The organism is Roseibium sp. AWQ4_290 (genome assembly GCF_056160985.1).
This window is the reverse complement of record NZ_JBSWYG010000012.1, coordinates 13,228-27,797: the sequence shown is the minus strand read 5'-3', so window position 1 is coordinate 27,797 and position 14,570 is coordinate 13,228. Positions and strand designations below refer to the sequence as shown.

Below are 14,570 nucleotides of genomic sequence, written 5' to 3'. Positions count from 1 at the left end.
GATCCAAGCTGCGGCGGCCCGGGCTGCCGCGCAACAATACTGGCGGCGATACGCTGCAACAGCTCTATGGAGAGGAGACCGCAACAATGACAAAACCCGATCACAAGGCGCCTGATGCAGGGGCCGGACGGCGGGAGTTCCTGAAACTGGCAGCCCTTTCGGCACCCGTGGCCGTTGCGGCAACTGCCGTTTCGGCGCCTGCTGAGGCGGCGGAAGCTGATCCCGCTTCCACACGGATGCAGGACACCGCGCATACGCGCGCCTATTTTGACAGCGCCCGGTTCTGACCAGACCCTGACCCAGACATTCACTTCCGGCCTATGGTTGCGTGACGCCCGCTGGCCGGTCCGCTGAAAACCAACCCAGCCATACCGATTCCGGTACAAGCAAGGTAGGGAACTATGCTTAGGAAAAAGACCAATGGGGTTGCGCGACGCCCCCAGGGTGCAAGTATCCTTCGAGACGCTGCACATAAATCGGTAGACCGCAGAACCTTTCTGAAAGGTTCCGGACTTACCGCAGGTGGCCTGGCCGCAATCACCGCCACGGGTGGAACCGTTACCCAGGCCAAGGCCCAGTCAGCCGACGAAGCCGTCAATCTCGTCAAATCCGTTTGTACCCATTGCTCCGTAGGCTGCACGGTTATTGCCGAAGTCAAGAACGGGGTCTGGACCGGTCAGGAACCGGGATGGGACAGCCCGTTCAATTTGGGAGCCCATTGCGCCAAGGGTGCTTCGGTGCGCGAACACGCCCATGGTGAACGCCGCCTGAAGTACCCGATGAAAAAGGTCAATGGCGAGTGGACCAAGATGACCTGGGACGAGGCCATCAACGAGATCGGTGACAAGATGATGTCGATCCGCGAGGAAAGCGGCCCGGACAGCGTCTACTGGCTCGGATCGGCCAAGCACAATAACGAGCAGGCTTATCTGTTCCGCAAATTCGCCGCCTATTGGGGGACGAACAACGTCGACCACCAGGCGCGGATCTGCCATTCGACCACGGTGGCCGGTGTTGCCAACACATGGGGCTACGGCGCCATGACCAACAGCTACAACGACATCCACAATTCCAAGGCGATCTTCATCATCGGCGGCAATCCGGCCGAGGCCCATCCGGTCTCCCTGCTGCATCTGCTGCGCGCCAAGGAACAGAACAACGCGCCGGTCATTGTCTGTGACCCGCGCTTCACCCGCACGGCCGCCCATGCGGATGAATATGTGCGCTTCCGTCCGGGCTCGGATGTCGCCCTGGTCTGGGGCATTCTCTGGCATATTTTTGAAAATGGCTGGGAGGACAAGGAGTTCATCCGCACCCGCGTGTGGGGCATGGACCAGATCCGCGAAGAAGTCGCCAAATGGACGCCCGACGAGGTCGAGCGTGTCACCGGCACCCCGGAAAGCCAGCTGAAGCGCGTGGCGCGGACCCTGGCCAACAACCGGCCGGGCACGGTGATCTGGTGCATGGGCGGCACCCAGCACACCAACGGCAACAACAACACCCGCGCCTATTGTGTGCTGCAGCTGGCCCTCGGCAACATGGGCACGTCCGGCGGCGGCACCAACATTTTCCGCGGCCATGACAACGTGCAGGGCGCGACTGACCTTGGCGTTCTCAGCCACACCCTGCCGGGTTATTATGGCCTGAGCGCCGGCGCCTGGGGCCACTGGTCCCGCGTCTGGGACGAGGATCTCGACTGGCTGAAGGGGCAGTTCGCGACGGTCAAGGGTGCGGACGGCAAAGACAAGAACCTGATGAACCTGACCGGTATCCCGGTGAGCCGCTGGATCGACGGGGTTCTGGAAGATCCGGACAACACGGATCAGCCGAATGCCGTGCGGGCCATGGTTCTGTGGGGGCATGCGCCGAATTCGCAGACCCGCATGACGGAAATGAAAACCGCAATGGAAAAGCTGGATATGCTGGTCGTGATCGATCCCTATCCGACTGTTTCCGCCGTGCTTCATGACCGCACCGATGGTGTCTATCTGCTGCCGGCCTGCACGCAATTCGAAACCCACGGGTCTGTGACCGCGTCCAACCGCTCGCTGCAATGGCGCGATCAGGTGGTCGAGCCTTTGTTCGAAAGCCTTCCGGATCATGTGATCATGGCCAAGTTTGCGAACAAGTTCGGCTGGGCCGACCGGCTGTTCCGCAACATCGACATGGATGATGCGGAAACGCCGAACATTGAAAGCATCACCCGCGAGTTCAACAAGGGCCTGTGGACGATCGGCTATACCGGGCAGTCGCCGGAGCGGATCAAGTCGCATATGGCCAACCAGCACACGTTCGACCGGACGACTCTTCAGGCGGTCGGCGGGCCGAATGACGGTGAATATTACGGCATGCCGTGGCCGTGCTGGGGCACTGCGGAGATGAAGCATCCCGGCACCCCGAACCTTTATGACATGTCCAGGCCGGTCGCCGAAGGCGGTCTGTGTTTCCGGGCCCGGTTCGGTGTCGAGCGGGACGGGGAGAACCTCCTTGCCGACGGGGTGTCCAACCCCGGTGCAGAAATTCAGGACGGCTATCCGGAATTCACCATGCAAATGCTGATGGATCTGGGTTGGGACGGGGATCTGACCGACGCGGAACGGGCATCCATTGAAGCCGTTGCCGGTCCCAAGACCAACTGGAAGACGGATCTGTCCGGCGGTATCCAGCGGGTGGCAATCAAGCATGGTTGTGCGCCCTTCGGCAATGCCAAGGCGCGGGCGGTTGTGTGGACCTTCCCGGATCCGGTGCCGCTGCACCGCGAACCCCTCTACACCAACCGGCGGGATCTGGTGGCAGATTATCCGACCTATGAGGACCGGAAATTCTACCGCCTGCCGACGCTCTATGCCTCCATCCAGAAGCAGGACTTCTCCAAGGACTATCCGATTGTCCTGACGTCCGGGCGCCTAGTGGAATATGAGGGCGGCGGTGACGAGACCCGGTCCAACCCGTGGCTGGCCGAATTGCAGCAGGACATGTTCGTGGAGATCAATCCGCGGGATGCCAACAATCTGGGTGTCCGCGACGGGGCCCAGGTCTGGGTCGAAGGCCCGGAAGGCGGCAAGGTCAAGGTCATGGCGATGGTGACCGAACGGGTCGGGGAAGGTGTTGCCTTCATGCCGTTCCACTTCGGCGGCCATTACCAGGGCGACGATCTCAGGTCCAAATACCCGAAAGGCTCGGACCCTTATGTCCTTGGTGAAAGCTGTAACACCGCGCAGACCTATGGCTACGATTCGGTGACCCAGATGCAAGAGACCAAAGCAACGCTCTGCAAGATCTCTGCAGCGTAAGGAGGAGACACAATGGCAAGATCAAAGTTCCTTTGTGACGCCGAACGCTGCATTGAATGCAATGCCTGCGTGACGGCTTGTAAAAACGAAAATGAAGTGCCCTGGGGGATCAACCGCCGCCGCGTCGTGACCATCAATGATGGCAAGCCCGGCGAAAGGTCGATTTCCGTGGCTTGCATGCATTGTTCGGACGCGCCCTGTATGGCGGTGTGCCCGGTCGATTGTTTCTATCAGACCGAAGAAGGCGTGGTTCTGCACTCCAAGGACCTTTGCATTGGCTGCGGCTACTGCTTCTACGCCTGTCCCTTTGGCGCGCCGCAGTTCCCGCAGGCCGGGAATTTCGGGTCCCGCGGCAAGATGGACAAATGCACCTTCTGTGCGGGCGGTCCGGAAGAGAACAATTCCACGGCCGAGCGCGCGAAATACGGCTCAAACCGGATCGCGGAAGGCAAGTTGCCGCTTTGTGCGGAAATGTGCTCCACCAAGGCCCTGCTTGCTGGGGACGGCGATGTCGTCTCGGCCATCTACCGCGAGCGCGTCGTCGCCCGCGGATTTGGCTCCGGTGCCTGGGGCTGGGGCTCTGCCTACGGCCAGAAAGGCGGCTGACGCCAGCCTGTGCGGCAGCGGGCTTAGGCCTGCTGCCGGGCAATGTTCGTTTTTGAAAAGCGCAGAGCCGGGCGGCCCGGGCCAGGTGACTGGTCCAGAGGCCGCCCCGTTCGTCTTTCGTGACATTTGGTAAAGGGTGCTCTCATGATACGCTTGGCTGCCGCCGTCCTCCTTCTTTTGGCGTTTCTGGCTCCGGGATTTGCACAGGAGCCGGCACAGGACCTGGCGCCGGACGCCCACACCGGTGCGGCTCAGGCCGACCGGGCTGCGACCGGCGGGGCCCAGACCCTGGAAGACATCATGCGGCGCCAGCGCGGCGAAACGGTCGATTCCGGCTTCCGCCGCAATGCCACCGGCGACCCTTCGCACGCGGCAGGCATGTCGTCGCAGCTTGGCACCCTGGGCGGTGTGTCCGATCCCGAACTCTGGCGTGCCCTGCGCTATGGCTCGGCGGAAACAAGGGTCTCGTCCGGCGGCCGGGAAGCTACGGTTCTGATTCAGGATGGCGGCATGCGCTGGCTGGCCTGGCGCAAGGGGCCGCTGGCCACTTATGGGGCCTATCTGCTTGCCGGAACCATCGGTTTTCTGGCGCTGTTTTACCTGCTGCGCGGGCGCATCCGCATTGACGGCGAAAAGACAGGCCAGACCATCACCCGCTTCAAGGCGATTGAGCGCTTCGGCCACTGGATCCTGGCGGGCAGCTTCGTGCTCCTGGCCCTGACCGGCCTGATCACCCTGTTCGGCCGCTTTGCCCTGATCCCGCTTATTGGCAAGGAGGCTTTTGCCCCCATGGCTCTGGCTTCCAAATGGGTGCATAACAATGTCGCCTGGGCGTTCATGCTGGGCCTTGTGATGGTGTTTGTCATGTGGGTGGTTCACAACATCCCGAACAAGACCGACCTGAAATGGATCGCTGTAGGGGGCGGCCTGCTGAAGAAGGGCGTTCATCCGCCGGCAAAGAAATTCAATTTCGGGCAGAAAATGGTATTCTGGGGCGTGATTGCGCTCGGTGCTTCCATTTCCGCGTCCGGTCTTTCGCTGCTGTTCCCGTTCGAATTCCCGATGTTTGCGGTCACGTTTGAAAAGCTGAACGCCCTTGGCTTGCCTCAGCTTGTGGGCCTTGGCCCCTTGCCGACCCAGCTCGCGCCCCACGAGGAGATGCAATATGCACAGCTTTGGCACTCCATCGTGGCCTTTGTGATGATCGCCATGATCCTCGCCCATATCTATATCGGCTCTGTCGGTATGGAAGGCGCCTATGACGCAATGGGCTCCGGTGAGGTCGAACTGCAATGGGCGCGGGAGCACCACGGCCTGTGGGTGGAGGAGGTCGAGGAGGCCGGGCGCGCAGCCAAGACCTCAAGCGGCGGCAAGGCGGTTCCTGCCGAGTAGGGCGGCATGGCGCTTCAGGACCCCAAAAGACCGAACCTCAAAGGAGCATCCGGAGGCTGCCTCGGCCTTTTGCAGCGGGCGCAGGCTTTTGCCGGCCGGTTGCCATCGGTGCTGACCGCCACATTGATGAGCGCCACGCTGCTGTCTGTCAGTGCCGCTCGCGCGTCCGCTGCCGATTTCGAAACGTTGAAAGGCCATGGCGGGCCGGTGATGGATATCGCGGTTTCACCGGACAAGGGTCTTGTGGCAACGGCAAGTTTCGACAATTCGGTTGGCATCTGGACCGGTGGAGTTCCGCGCTGGCTTGAGGGGCACGGGGCGGCGGTCAAGGTGGTCCGGTTTGTCACCGGCAGCCAGGTCGTCTCGGCCGGGGACGACAATGACCTGATCCTGTGGGACCTTGAAGATGGCGGGCAGACACGCCTTGAAGGGCACACGGCGAAGGTCATGGGGCTGGCCGTGTCACCGGATCGCAGCTTGATCGCAAGCGCCAGCTGGGATGCGCGGATTGGCCTGTGGCCGGTTGCGGGCGGTGCGCCGGAGTTTCTGAGCGGCCACACGGCAGGGGTCAACAAGATTGCGTTTTCTGAAGATGGCCAGTACCTTTTTTCCGCTTCTGTTGACGGCTCCATCAAGCTGTGGGACGTGAACAAGCGTACGGAAATGCGCGTGCTGGACCGCAACGGGTTCGGCATCAACGTTATGGTTACGGGCGGAAATGACAGCTGGCTGGCCTATGGCTCACAGGATGGTGTCACCCGCATCGTGGACACCCGGACCGGTGCACGGCTCCACGAGCTTACGCTGGAGCGCCGCCCGATCCTGGCAATGGCGCTGAGCCCGGATGGCCTTCGGCTTGCGACCGGCGACGGCCATGGTTTCATCACCGTCTTCAACACGTTGAGCTGGGAGATCGAATCCGACTTCCGGGCTGCTCTGAAGGGGCCTATCTGGGCACTGGCCTTCTCCCGCGATGGTGAGGTGCTGCATGCGGGCGGCATTGAGGAGATTGTCTATTCCTGGCCAGTGGCCGGGCTTGGCTCCTTTGATCCGATGGCGCAATCGACCCCGAGTTTCTTGCGCCGGCCGGAAGACATGTCCAATGGTGAGCGGCAATTTGCCCGCAAATGCTCCATTTGCCATGCGCTCGGCGCCGATGGCGGGCGCAAGGCCGGGCCGACCCTTTATGAGGTTTTCGGCCGCCGCGCGGGCACTGTGCCGGGCTATCCCTATTCAACAACCTTGACCGGATCTGATATTGTCTGGAGCGAAGAGACGATTGATCAGTTGTTCCTTGACGGGCCGGATCATTATATTCCGGGCTCGAAAATGCCCATGCAGCGGATCGTGAAGCCGCAGGACCGGCGCGATCTGGTCGACTATCTGAAAGCGGCCACGCGCGCGCAGGCCACGCCAAACACCAAGGGAGACCCACGATGAAAGCGATGCTTGCCGCTTTTGCCGCCATTGCCGTGATTTCTTTCGGCGCCCATCAGATCCTGGAACATGCCGGTTTTTCCAGCGCGGAACAACGCAGCAGCCCTTCGGTCCGGCTGGGAGAATAATCCCCCCGGCCGGAGTAATGCGATTTTGGGCTTGCCCAGGGCTCAGACGTCAGCTTGAGCCTTTGTCGGCATTGGGGAAGAACAGCTGCTGGCCGTCGACCTTGTAGTCGGCAATCGCCTGCTGGCCGTCTTTGGACAGCAGCCAGTCAATGAAGGTCTGTCCTAGCTTGGCCTTCACGTGGGGATGCGCCTTGGGGTTCACCAGGATGACGCCGTACTGATTGAACAGTTTCGGGTCGCCCTGCACCGCGATCTTGTAATCCCCCTTGTTGCCAAAGGCGATCCAGGTGGCGCGGTCGGTCATGATATAGGCCCCCATGCCGGTGCCGGTGTTCAAGGTTGCGCCCATGCCCGAGCCGGTTTCACGGTACCAGTCGCCGGAGGCTTGGGCTGCATCAATATCCGCCGCCTTCCAAAGGCGCAGTTCGGCCTTGTTGGTGCCGCTGTCATCGCCGCGCGAGGCAAAGGGGGCCTTGGCTTCGGCAATCTTTTTCAGAGCTGCGACAACGTCGGAGGATCCGGCAATGCCGGCCGGATCGGAGGGCGGGCCGACAATGACAAAGTCATTATACATCACGTCGGACCGCGAAACGCCCTGTCCCTCGGCGACGAATTTTTCCTCGGCCGGCTTGGCATGAACAAACAGCACGTCGCCGTCGCCATTGGCCGCATTCTTGATCGCCTGGCCAGTGCCGACAGCCACGACGCGGACCTCAATGCCGGTCTTCTGGGTGAATTTCGGCAGGAGATCGTCGAACAACCCGGAATTCTGGGTGGAGGTGGTAGACTGGACAACAATGAACTTGTCGTCTGCTGCTGAGGCGCCGGTTACGGCCGCCGTGAGGGTCAAGGCGGCCAGTCCCGCCAGGAATAAACGCCGGATCACTTTTTTCTCCCTGAATGATCTGTGATGGATTGGGTGTTGGGACCGAGATAAAGACGGCCGTCGCGCCAGGCGCGCACAGGCTCGCTTTTGGGTTTGGTCAGAACCTGGTCAACTGAGCCGGTTTCAGCCACCTGACCGTCCTGCAGAAAGATCACATCCTCGCCGAGCCGTCTGGCCTGTCCTGCATCATGGGTGATCAGAACAATGGTGACCCCGCTGGCATTGGCGTCCAGAATGAGGCTTTCAATGGCGGCTGTTGAGGCCGGGTCGAGATTGGCTGTCGGCTCGTCCAGAAAAAGAAGATCCGGCTCACAGGCCAGTGCGCGGACCACGGCAAGGCGTTGCTGTTCGCCGCCGGACAGGACCCGGGCCGGGCGTCTGGCCAGATGGGAAAGCCCGGCGCTGGCAAGCGCCGCCTCGATCATGCGGGCCCGTGTGCGTCCCTTCAGGCCCTTGACCGAAAGGGCGAAGGACAGGTTGGCGGCAACGGAGCGGCGCAGCAGGACAGGGCGCTGAAAGACCATGGCCTGGGCGCGCATGGCGTCCCGCGTCAGGGGCGCCCCTTGCCAGAGCACGTCTCCGGTCTTTGGCGTCAGAAGCCCGTGCAGCAGACGCAGGAGCAGGCTTTTGCCAGCCCCGTTCGGCCCCATCACCAGCGTCCGGCTGCCGCGCCGGATACAGGCGTCGACCGAGGTCAACAGCATGTCACCGCCTGCCTCAAAAGACAGGCCGCGTGCCTCGAGCAGCGTTTCGGCTGATCCGGTGTCCGGGAGATTGGGGGGGCCGTCGTGCAGGCCGGATGCCTCAAGCATAGGCGGACCTCACGGCGGAGGCCCTCAGGGCCATGACAGCGGCATTCACCGTAAAGGCGATCAGCAGCAGGATAACGCCCAGAGCCAGCGCAAGCTGGAGATTTCCCTTGGAGGTCTCAAGGGCAATGGTCGTGGTCATGACGCGGGTCACGTGATTGATATTGCCGCCGACAATGATCACCGCGCCCACTTCCGCGACCGCCCGGCCGAAGCCGGCCAGGGCCACGGTCAAGAGGCTGTAGCGGGCATCCCATAACAGCGCGGAAAGGCGGTCCAGGGTGTGAACTCCAAGAGAGGCAAACTGGTCGGCATATTCCCGGTTCAGATCCTCGATCACCTGCCGGGTCAGGGCGGCGATGATCGGTGTGACCAGCACCATTTGTGCGATGATCATGGCGGTGGGCGTATAGAGAAGCCGCAAAGGCCCGAGCGGTCCGGACGCGGACAGGAGCAGATAGACCACGAGCCCGACCACGACCGGTGGCAGGCCCATCAGGGCATTGAGCGTGACGGCAAGAACCGTGCGGCCTGGAAAGGTGAGCGCACCTGCAGCAGCGCCGAGGGGCAGGCCGATCACGCAGGCCAGCACGACTGCGGTCAAGGTGACCCGCAGGGACAGGCGGATGATCTCCATAAGATCCGGATCAAGCGCAAAAACCAGCGCAAAAGCGCCGCTGAACGCGCTCCAGAAACTGTCCATGAATGGATTTTCTCCCTCTTTTGGGAAAAAATAACGTAAAATGCACAAGAATCCAAAAGGAATTGCATCGGGCGTTTGAAATTTTTTAAAGCGATTGGCCTGCGGGGGGAGCCGGAAAGAAAATCGATCGGCTGTCCCGGATTTCAGCTTCAGAGGGGGACCAGCTTGACGGATGCCGCCTGACCGGCGGGATGGTGGGCTGTCAAGCAAGGCGAAACGGCAGAGCCCGAGGTGAGAACGCGCGCATGCTTAGCCGTCATGCACTTCCAGATGCAAAGCCAGTGGCTCCGTCTACCGGATCTGCGGCAGAGGCTTGCTTGTCTCAGTAGAGCCAGCGGGGCAGCCAGGTGGCCAGGCCCGGCAGTGCCCAGAGGATTGCGACCGCCACGCCCTGGAGCAGGATGAAAGGTACAACACCGCGATAGATCTGACCGGTGGTGATTTCCTTCGGCGCGGCGCCGCGCAGATAGAATAGGGAAAAGCCGAAGGGCGGCGTCAGGAACGAGGTCTGCAGGTTGATGGCGATCAGGACCGTCAGCCAGATGGGATCGATCCCCATGATCAGAAGCGGCGGGATCAGCACGGGGAGCAGGATCACCGAGATCTCGACAAAGTCGAGGAAGAAGCCGAGCACGAAGACAAACAGCATGGCAAACAGCAGCGCGCCGGTGGGTCCACCGGGCATGCCGTCCAGCAGCGCATGCACCCGGTCTTCTCCGCCCAGGCCGACAAAGACCAGTGAAAAGAAACTGGCCATCAAGATGGTGGCGAAGATCATCGATGTGACGGTGAGGGTGGACAGCAAAGACGCTTTCAGAAGGCCGTCCCGGAAGGCGCGCCAGAGAATGTGCAGTACGACGGCAAGGGCAAACAGCGCCAGAGCCGCATAGAGCGCTGCGAGCAGATAGCCGCCCGGGGTGACGTCGGAGCGCTGCAGGCGCACCGGCAGCAAGGTCGCGGCCAGGGCCAGCGTGACCAGGGCGAGGGTTGCAGCCACAATCATCCGGGACGGCACCCCCAGCCGGCGCCCGGCCAGCAAAATGGCGCCGATGGCGCCCACGGAGGCGGCCTCATTGGGGGAGGCAATGCCGCCAAGGATGGAGCCGAGAACGGCGATGATCAGAAGCACCGGGGGGACGATGGCTGCCGCAATTTCCCGGAAGGACGGCTGGTCAACACGGCCGCTCATGGCCGGGGCATCACCGGGCCGCCATTTGGCGCGGATCAGAATATAGGCGCAATAGACGGCCACAAGCAGAATACCGGGCATCATGGCAGCGGCGAAGGTCTGGCCGACGGAAATGGTCTCGATGGTGAACTTGCCCTGCGCATACTGGGCCTGCTGGAAGGCATTCGACATGACGTCGGCCAGAATGATCAGCAATGTGGAGGGGGGAATGATCTGGCCCAGCGTCCCGGCGGTGCAGACCATGCCGGAGGCGAGTTTCGGATCATAGCCATTGCGCAGCATGGTCGGCAGGGCAATCAGGCCCATGGCAACAACCGTTGCGCCAACAATGCCGGTGGAGGCGGCCAGAAGCGCGCCGACCAGCATGACAGACACCCCAAGGCCGCCATGCATCCTGCCGAAAAGGCGGCCCATCGTCTCCAGAAGCTCTTCGGCAATCCGGGACTTTTCCAGAATGACCCCCATCAGCACGAACAGGGGAATGGCTGTCAGAACCGGATTGGTCAGCACGCCGAAAAAGCGCTGGCCCATGGCTCCCATGAGCTGGATGTTGAACTCCCCAAGCGCCCAGCCCAGAAGCGCAAAGCTGGTGGCGACACCGGCAATGGTGAAGGCCACCGGATAGCCGAGCAGAATGAAGGCGATCAAGGCAGCGAACATGATCAGATCAAGCGGCAGGCTCATGCGTCCCCGCTCCGCACTCTGGCAAGGTCGCGCAAAAAGGCCGCCGCACCCTGGATCAGCAGCAGCAGGCAATAGGCGGGAATAAGGGATTTCAAGAGAAACGAGGCCGGAATGCCGCCAACGGAAATCGGCCCTTCCAGAATAGCCCAGCTGCCGCGCACGGTCGGCCAGGAAAACCAGATCAGCAGCAGCAAGGCCGGGGCGAGCAGAAACAGGTGGCCGAAGAGATCTATCCAGGCTTTGCGGCGGCCGGTCAGTTTGGCGTAGAAAATATCAACGCGCACATGGCCGTTCATGAGAAAGGTGTAACCCGCACCAAGCATGAAAAGGCTGGCATGGAAATAGAGAACGCCCTCATCCAGAAAGATGAAGCTGTAGCCGAAGACATAGCGCAGCAGAACGATCACGAATTGCAGCAGCAGCATCAGCAGGGCCGCCCAGCACAGGGTGGCGCCTATCAGGGAATTGACGCGCTCCAGCGCGCCCGCGAACCGGTCCATCGGGAGAGTCCTGCCTGTCTATCTTGCGTCTGCCTGATCCACGGCCGTGTCAGCTTTTGGCAGCAGAATGGCTCCGGGGCCGGTCCGTCTTGAGACCACCCCGGAGCCGTCGGGGGAGTTTAGCCGTACTGATAGTCCAGCAGCCGGGCGTTCATCTGGCCGTTGTCAGCATATGGCATGTATTCATGCATCAGCTTGCGGTAGGCAAGGAAGCTTTCCGTAATGCGCCGGACCAGCTCGTCATCGCTGTCTTTCAGCTCGGCAATCACCTCCCCGGCCGCATTGCCCATGGCAATGATCACCTCATCCGGCAGCTTGCGGACTTTGACATCATGGTCTTCGACCAGCTGGGTCAGAGCCTGGGCGTGTTTGGCGGTGTATTCGCTCAGGACATCGTCATAAAGACTGGAGCAGGCATAGGTGACGGCGGCTTTCAGGTCGTCCGGCAGGCCGTTATAGGCTTCCAGATTGACGGCGCATTCTTCTGCTGACGACGGTTCGCCGACACCGGGCCAATAATAGTTCTTGGCGATCTGGTAATAGCCAAGGGCGCTGTCGCTCCAGGGGCCGATGAATTCGCCCGCATCGAGGGCTCCTGATTGCAAGGCCTGGAACATGGCCGGGCCGCTCATGGCCTGGACCGCCATGCCCAGCTTGGAGCACATTTCCGAGGCGAGGCCAGTGGAGCGGAATTTCAGGCCCTTCAGGTCATCGACGCTGTTGATCTCGTTGCGGAACCAGCCGGCCCATTGCGGACCGGAATTGCCGCACAAAAACGGTTTCAGATTGAAGCGGGCATAGATCTCGTCATAGAGCGCCTGGCCGCCGCCCTGGCTCATCCAGCCGGTCTGTTCCGGCGCCGTCAGGCCGAACGGCTGGGAGCCGAACAACAGGATGCCCTTGGATTTGGAGCCCCAATAGGCCGGAACCGCATGGTAGAGTTCGGCGGTGCCTTCGCCGACCGCGTCAAAGACACCATTGCCGGGCACAATCTCGCCAGCGGCAAAGAGCTTGACCTCAATGCGGCCGTTGGAAAGTGCGGTGATGCGGTCCGCCAGCATCTGGGCGGCCACCCCGGGGCCGGGCAGGTTTTTCGGCCAGGCGGTGACCATACGCCACTGGCGCACGTCCTGTGCGATGGCCGGAGCGGCCAGGGCGGTTGCGGCGACGGCTGCCGATCCGGTGGCCCCGGCTTTCAGGAAATCACGTCTTTTCATGTCAGTCCCCTCGTTTCGGTTCTGGTTAAGGGGGGCTCCTGCCGTGTTTATCGGTCCAGTATGGCCGGCAGGTTGAGCCCCTGTTCTTTCGCGCAGTCCAGCGCGATCTGGTAACCGGCATCGGCATGGCGCATCACGCCGGTGGCCGGGTCATTCCAAAGCACACGGCCGATCCGTTCGTCAGCCTCTTGCGTGCCGTCGCAGCAGATCACCATGCCGGAATGTTGCGAAAAGCCCATGCCGACCCCGCCGCCATGGTGCAGCGACACCCAGGTCGCGCCGGAGGCGGTGTTGAGCAGGGCATTCAGAAGCGGCCAGTCGGAGACGGCGTCCGAGCCGTCCTGCATGGCCTCTGTCTCCCGGTTAGGGGAGGCAACGGAGCCGCTGTCCAGATGGTCGCGCCCGATCACGACCGGCGCTTTGAGTTCGCCGCTGCGCACCATTTCATTGAAGGCAAGGCCCAGCCTGTGGCGCTGGCCGAGACCCACCCAGCAAATGCGCGCGGGCAGGCCCTGAAAGGCAATCCGGTCCCGGGCCATGTCGAGCCAGTTGTGCAGGTGCGGATCGTCAGGGATCAGTTCCTTGACCTTGGCATCAGTACGGTAAATGTCCTCAGGGTCGCCGGAGAGCGCACACCAGCGGAACGGGCCGATGCCCCGGCAGAACAGCGGGCGGATATAGGCGGGCACGAAGCCGGGAAAGGCAAAGGCGTTTTCCAGCCCTTCCTCCAGCGCGACCTGGCGGATGTTGTTGCCATAGTCGAGGGTCGGAACCCCCTGGTTCCAGAACTCGACCATGGCGGCCACATGGACTTTCATGGACGCGCGTGCGGCCCGTTCCACGGCTTTCGGGTCTGTTTCGGCCTTTGAGCGCCATTCGGCGACGGTCCAGCCTTGGGGCAGATAGCCGTTCACGGGATCATGGGCGGAGGTCTGGTCGGTGACGATATCGGGTTTGATGCCGCGCTCGACCAGTTCGGGAAACACATCGGCCGCATTGCCGATCAGGGCGACGGATTTTGCCTCGCCAGCCTTGGTCCACTGGCCGATCAGCTCCAGGGCCTTGTCGAGGGAGTGTGTCTTTTCGTCCACATAGCGGGTGCGCAGGCGGAAATCGGCGCTTTTTTCGTCGCACTCGACCGCCAGGCAGCAGGCGCCTGCCATGACGGCGGCCAGAGGCTGGGCGCCGCCCATGCCGCCGAGGCCGCCGGTCAGGATCCAGCGGCCCTTCAGGTCGCCGCCATAATGCTGGCGGCCTGCTTCCATGAAGGTTTCATAGGTGCCCTGCACGATGCCCTGGGTGCCGATATAGATCCAGGACCCTGCAGTCATCTGGCCGTACATGGCCAGTCCCTTCTTGTCGAGGTCGTGGAAATGGTCCCAGTTGGCCCAGTTCGGCACCAGGTTCGAATTGGCAATCAGTACACGTGGGGCGTTCTTGTGGGTCTTGAACACCCCGACCGGTTTGCCGGACTGAACCAGCAGGGTCTCGTCTTCTTCGAGCTGTTTCAGGCTGGCAACGATCCGGTCGAAATCCTCCCAGGTGCGGGCCGCCCGGCCGATGCCGCCATAGACCACCAGCTCATGCGGGTTTTCCGCCACATCCGGGTGCAGATTGTTCATCAGCATGCGCAAGGGTGCTTCGGTCAGCCAGGACTTGGTGGTCAGCTCCGCTCCGGTCGGCGGATAGACATCGCGGGCATTGTGGCGGCGGTCAGTCATCGGGC

At 62.0% G+C, this 14,570-nt stretch carries 13 protein-coding genes; 6 read left to right on the top strand and 7 right to left on the bottom strand.

Translation table 11 applies throughout. The features are described from left to right. Positions 1-86 precede the first annotated feature (86 nt). The 6 genes from ACXAH0_RS13405 (at position 87) to ACXAH0_RS13380 (ending at position 6,856) form a co-directional block, all read left to right on the top strand. On the top strand, positions 87-287 hold the full coding sequence (locus ACXAH0_RS13405) for a twin-arginine translocation pathway signal protein (RefSeq protein WP_475179316.1): 201 nt from the start codon (positions 87-89) through the stop codon (positions 285-287). Positions 288-401: 114 nt separating this feature from the next. Then, positions 402-3,293: a formate dehydrogenase subunit alpha gene (locus tag ACXAH0_RS13400; RefSeq protein ID WP_475191956.1), complete on the top strand. Its 2,892-nt coding sequence runs from the start codon at positions 402-404 to the stop codon at positions 3,291-3,293. A gap of 12 nt (positions 3,294-3,305) precedes the next feature. Next, entirely contained in the window at positions 3,306-3,899 is a 594-nt protein-coding gene (gene fdh3B / locus ACXAH0_RS13395) for a formate dehydrogenase FDH3 subunit beta (protein ID WP_475179306.1), read from the top strand. 144 nt (positions 3,900-4,043) lie between these two features. Further along, positions 4,044-5,291, top strand: coding sequence for a formate dehydrogenase subunit gamma (locus tag ACXAH0_RS13390; RefSeq protein ID WP_475179303.1), 1,248 nt, complete (start codon positions 4,044-4,046; stop codon positions 5,289-5,291). Between the two features lie 6 nt (positions 5,292-5,297). Further along, positions 5,298-6,731 carry a c-type cytochrome gene (locus ACXAH0_RS13385; RefSeq protein WP_475191954.1) on the top strand — a complete coding sequence of 478 codons (1,434 nt, stop codon included), beginning with the start codon at positions 5,298-5,300 and terminating at the stop codon, positions 6,729-6,731. Then, positions 6,728-6,856 (top strand): hypothetical protein, encoded by a 129-nt coding sequence (locus ACXAH0_RS13380; protein WP_475179295.1) that lies wholly within the window; start codon positions 6,728-6,730, stop codon positions 6,854-6,856. The genes ACXAH0_RS13385 and ACXAH0_RS13380 overlap by 4 nt, the downstream gene beginning before the upstream one ends. Positions 6,857-6,905: 49 nt before the next feature. On the opposite strand, the gene ACXAH0_RS13375 is transcribed toward ACXAH0_RS13380, so the two are convergent. The 7 genes from ACXAH0_RS13375 to hutU form a co-directional block, all read right to left on the bottom strand. Then, complete coding sequence (locus tag ACXAH0_RS13375; RefSeq protein ID WP_475191950.1) at positions 6,906-7,742, bottom strand: ABC transporter substrate-binding protein; 837 nt, start codon at positions 7,740-7,742, stop codon at positions 6,906-6,908. Continuing rightward, positions 7,739-8,554, bottom strand: a complete 816-nt coding sequence (locus ACXAH0_RS13370; protein WP_475191947.1) for an ATP-binding cassette domain-containing protein — start codon at positions 8,552-8,554, stop codon at positions 7,739-7,741. The genes ACXAH0_RS13375 and ACXAH0_RS13370 overlap by 4 nt, the downstream gene beginning before the upstream one ends. Beyond that, complete coding sequence (locus ACXAH0_RS13365; RefSeq protein ID WP_475191945.1) at positions 8,547-9,254, bottom strand: ABC transporter permease; 708 nt, start codon at positions 9,252-9,254, stop codon at positions 8,547-8,549. Before ACXAH0_RS13365 ends, ACXAH0_RS13370 begins: the two co-directional genes overlap by 8 nt. A gap of 322 nt (positions 9,255-9,576) precedes the next feature. Next, on the bottom strand, positions 9,577-11,127 hold the full coding sequence (locus ACXAH0_RS13360; protein WP_475191943.1) for a TRAP transporter large permease: 1,551 nt from the start codon (positions 11,125-11,127) through the stop codon (positions 9,577-9,579). Then, positions 11,124-11,627 carry a TRAP transporter small permease subunit gene (locus tag ACXAH0_RS13355; RefSeq protein WP_475191940.1) on the bottom strand — a complete coding sequence of 168 codons (504 nt, stop codon included), beginning with the start codon at positions 11,625-11,627 and terminating at the stop codon, positions 11,124-11,126. The genes ACXAH0_RS13360 and ACXAH0_RS13355 overlap by 4 nt, the downstream gene beginning before the upstream one ends. Positions 11,628-11,746: 119 nt before the next feature. After that, positions 11,747-12,844: a TRAP transporter substrate-binding protein gene (locus ACXAH0_RS13350; RefSeq protein WP_475179267.1), complete on the bottom strand. Its 1,098-nt coding sequence runs from the start codon at positions 12,842-12,844 to the stop codon at positions 11,747-11,749. A gap of 47 nt (positions 12,845-12,891) precedes the next feature. Continuing rightward, positions 12,892-14,565: a urocanate hydratase gene (hutU, locus tag ACXAH0_RS13345; protein ID WP_475191937.1), complete on the bottom strand. Its 1,674-nt coding sequence runs from the start codon at positions 14,563-14,565 to the stop codon at positions 12,892-12,894. Positions 14,566-14,570 lie beyond the last annotated feature (5 nt).

What these genes read in the sequence shown, in the direction of transcription:
- ACXAH0_RS13380 (WP_475179295.1), top strand. Translation starts at nt 6,728, where the DNA reads ATGAAAGCGATGCTTGCCGCTTTTGCCGCCATTGCCGTGATTTCTTTC.
- ACXAH0_RS13400 (WP_475191956.1), top strand. Translation starts at nt 402, where the DNA reads ATGCTTAGGAAAAAGACCAATGGGGTTGCGCGACGCCCCCAGGGTGCA.
- ACXAH0_RS13355 (WP_475191940.1), bottom strand. Translation starts at nt 11,627, where the DNA reads ATGGACCGGTTCGCGGGCGCGCTGGAGCGCGTCAATTCCCTGATAGGC.
- hutU (WP_475191937.1), bottom strand. Translation starts at nt 14,565, where the DNA reads ATGACTGACCGCCGCCACAATGCCCGCGATGTCTATCCGCCGACCGGA.
- ACXAH0_RS13365 (WP_475191945.1), bottom strand. Translation starts at nt 9,254, where the DNA reads ATGGACAGTTTCTGGAGCGCGTTCAGCGGCGCTTTTGCGCTGGTTTTT.
- ACXAH0_RS13390 (WP_475179303.1), top strand. Translation starts at nt 4,044, where the DNA reads ATGATACGCTTGGCTGCCGCCGTCCTCCTTCTTTTGGCGTTTCTGGCT.
- ACXAH0_RS13350 (WP_475179267.1), bottom strand. Translation starts at nt 12,844, where the DNA reads ATGAAAAGACGTGATTTCCTGAAAGCCGGGGCCACCGGATCGGCAGCC.
- fdh3B (WP_475179306.1), top strand. Translation starts at nt 3,306, where the DNA reads ATGGCAAGATCAAAGTTCCTTTGTGACGCCGAACGCTGCATTGAATGC.
- ACXAH0_RS13370 (WP_475191947.1), bottom strand. Translation starts at nt 8,554, where the DNA reads ATGCTTGAGGCATCCGGCCTGCACGACGGCCCCCCCAATCTCCCGGAC.
- ACXAH0_RS13360 (WP_475191943.1), bottom strand. Translation starts at nt 11,127, where the DNA reads ATGAGCCTGCCGCTTGATCTGATCATGTTCGCTGCCTTGATCGCCTTC.
- ACXAH0_RS13385 (WP_475191954.1), top strand. Translation starts at nt 5,298, where the DNA reads ATGGCGCTTCAGGACCCCAAAAGACCGAACCTCAAAGGAGCATCCGGA.
- ACXAH0_RS13405 (WP_475179316.1), top strand. Translation starts at nt 87, where the DNA reads ATGACAAAACCCGATCACAAGGCGCCTGATGCAGGGGCCGGACGGCGG.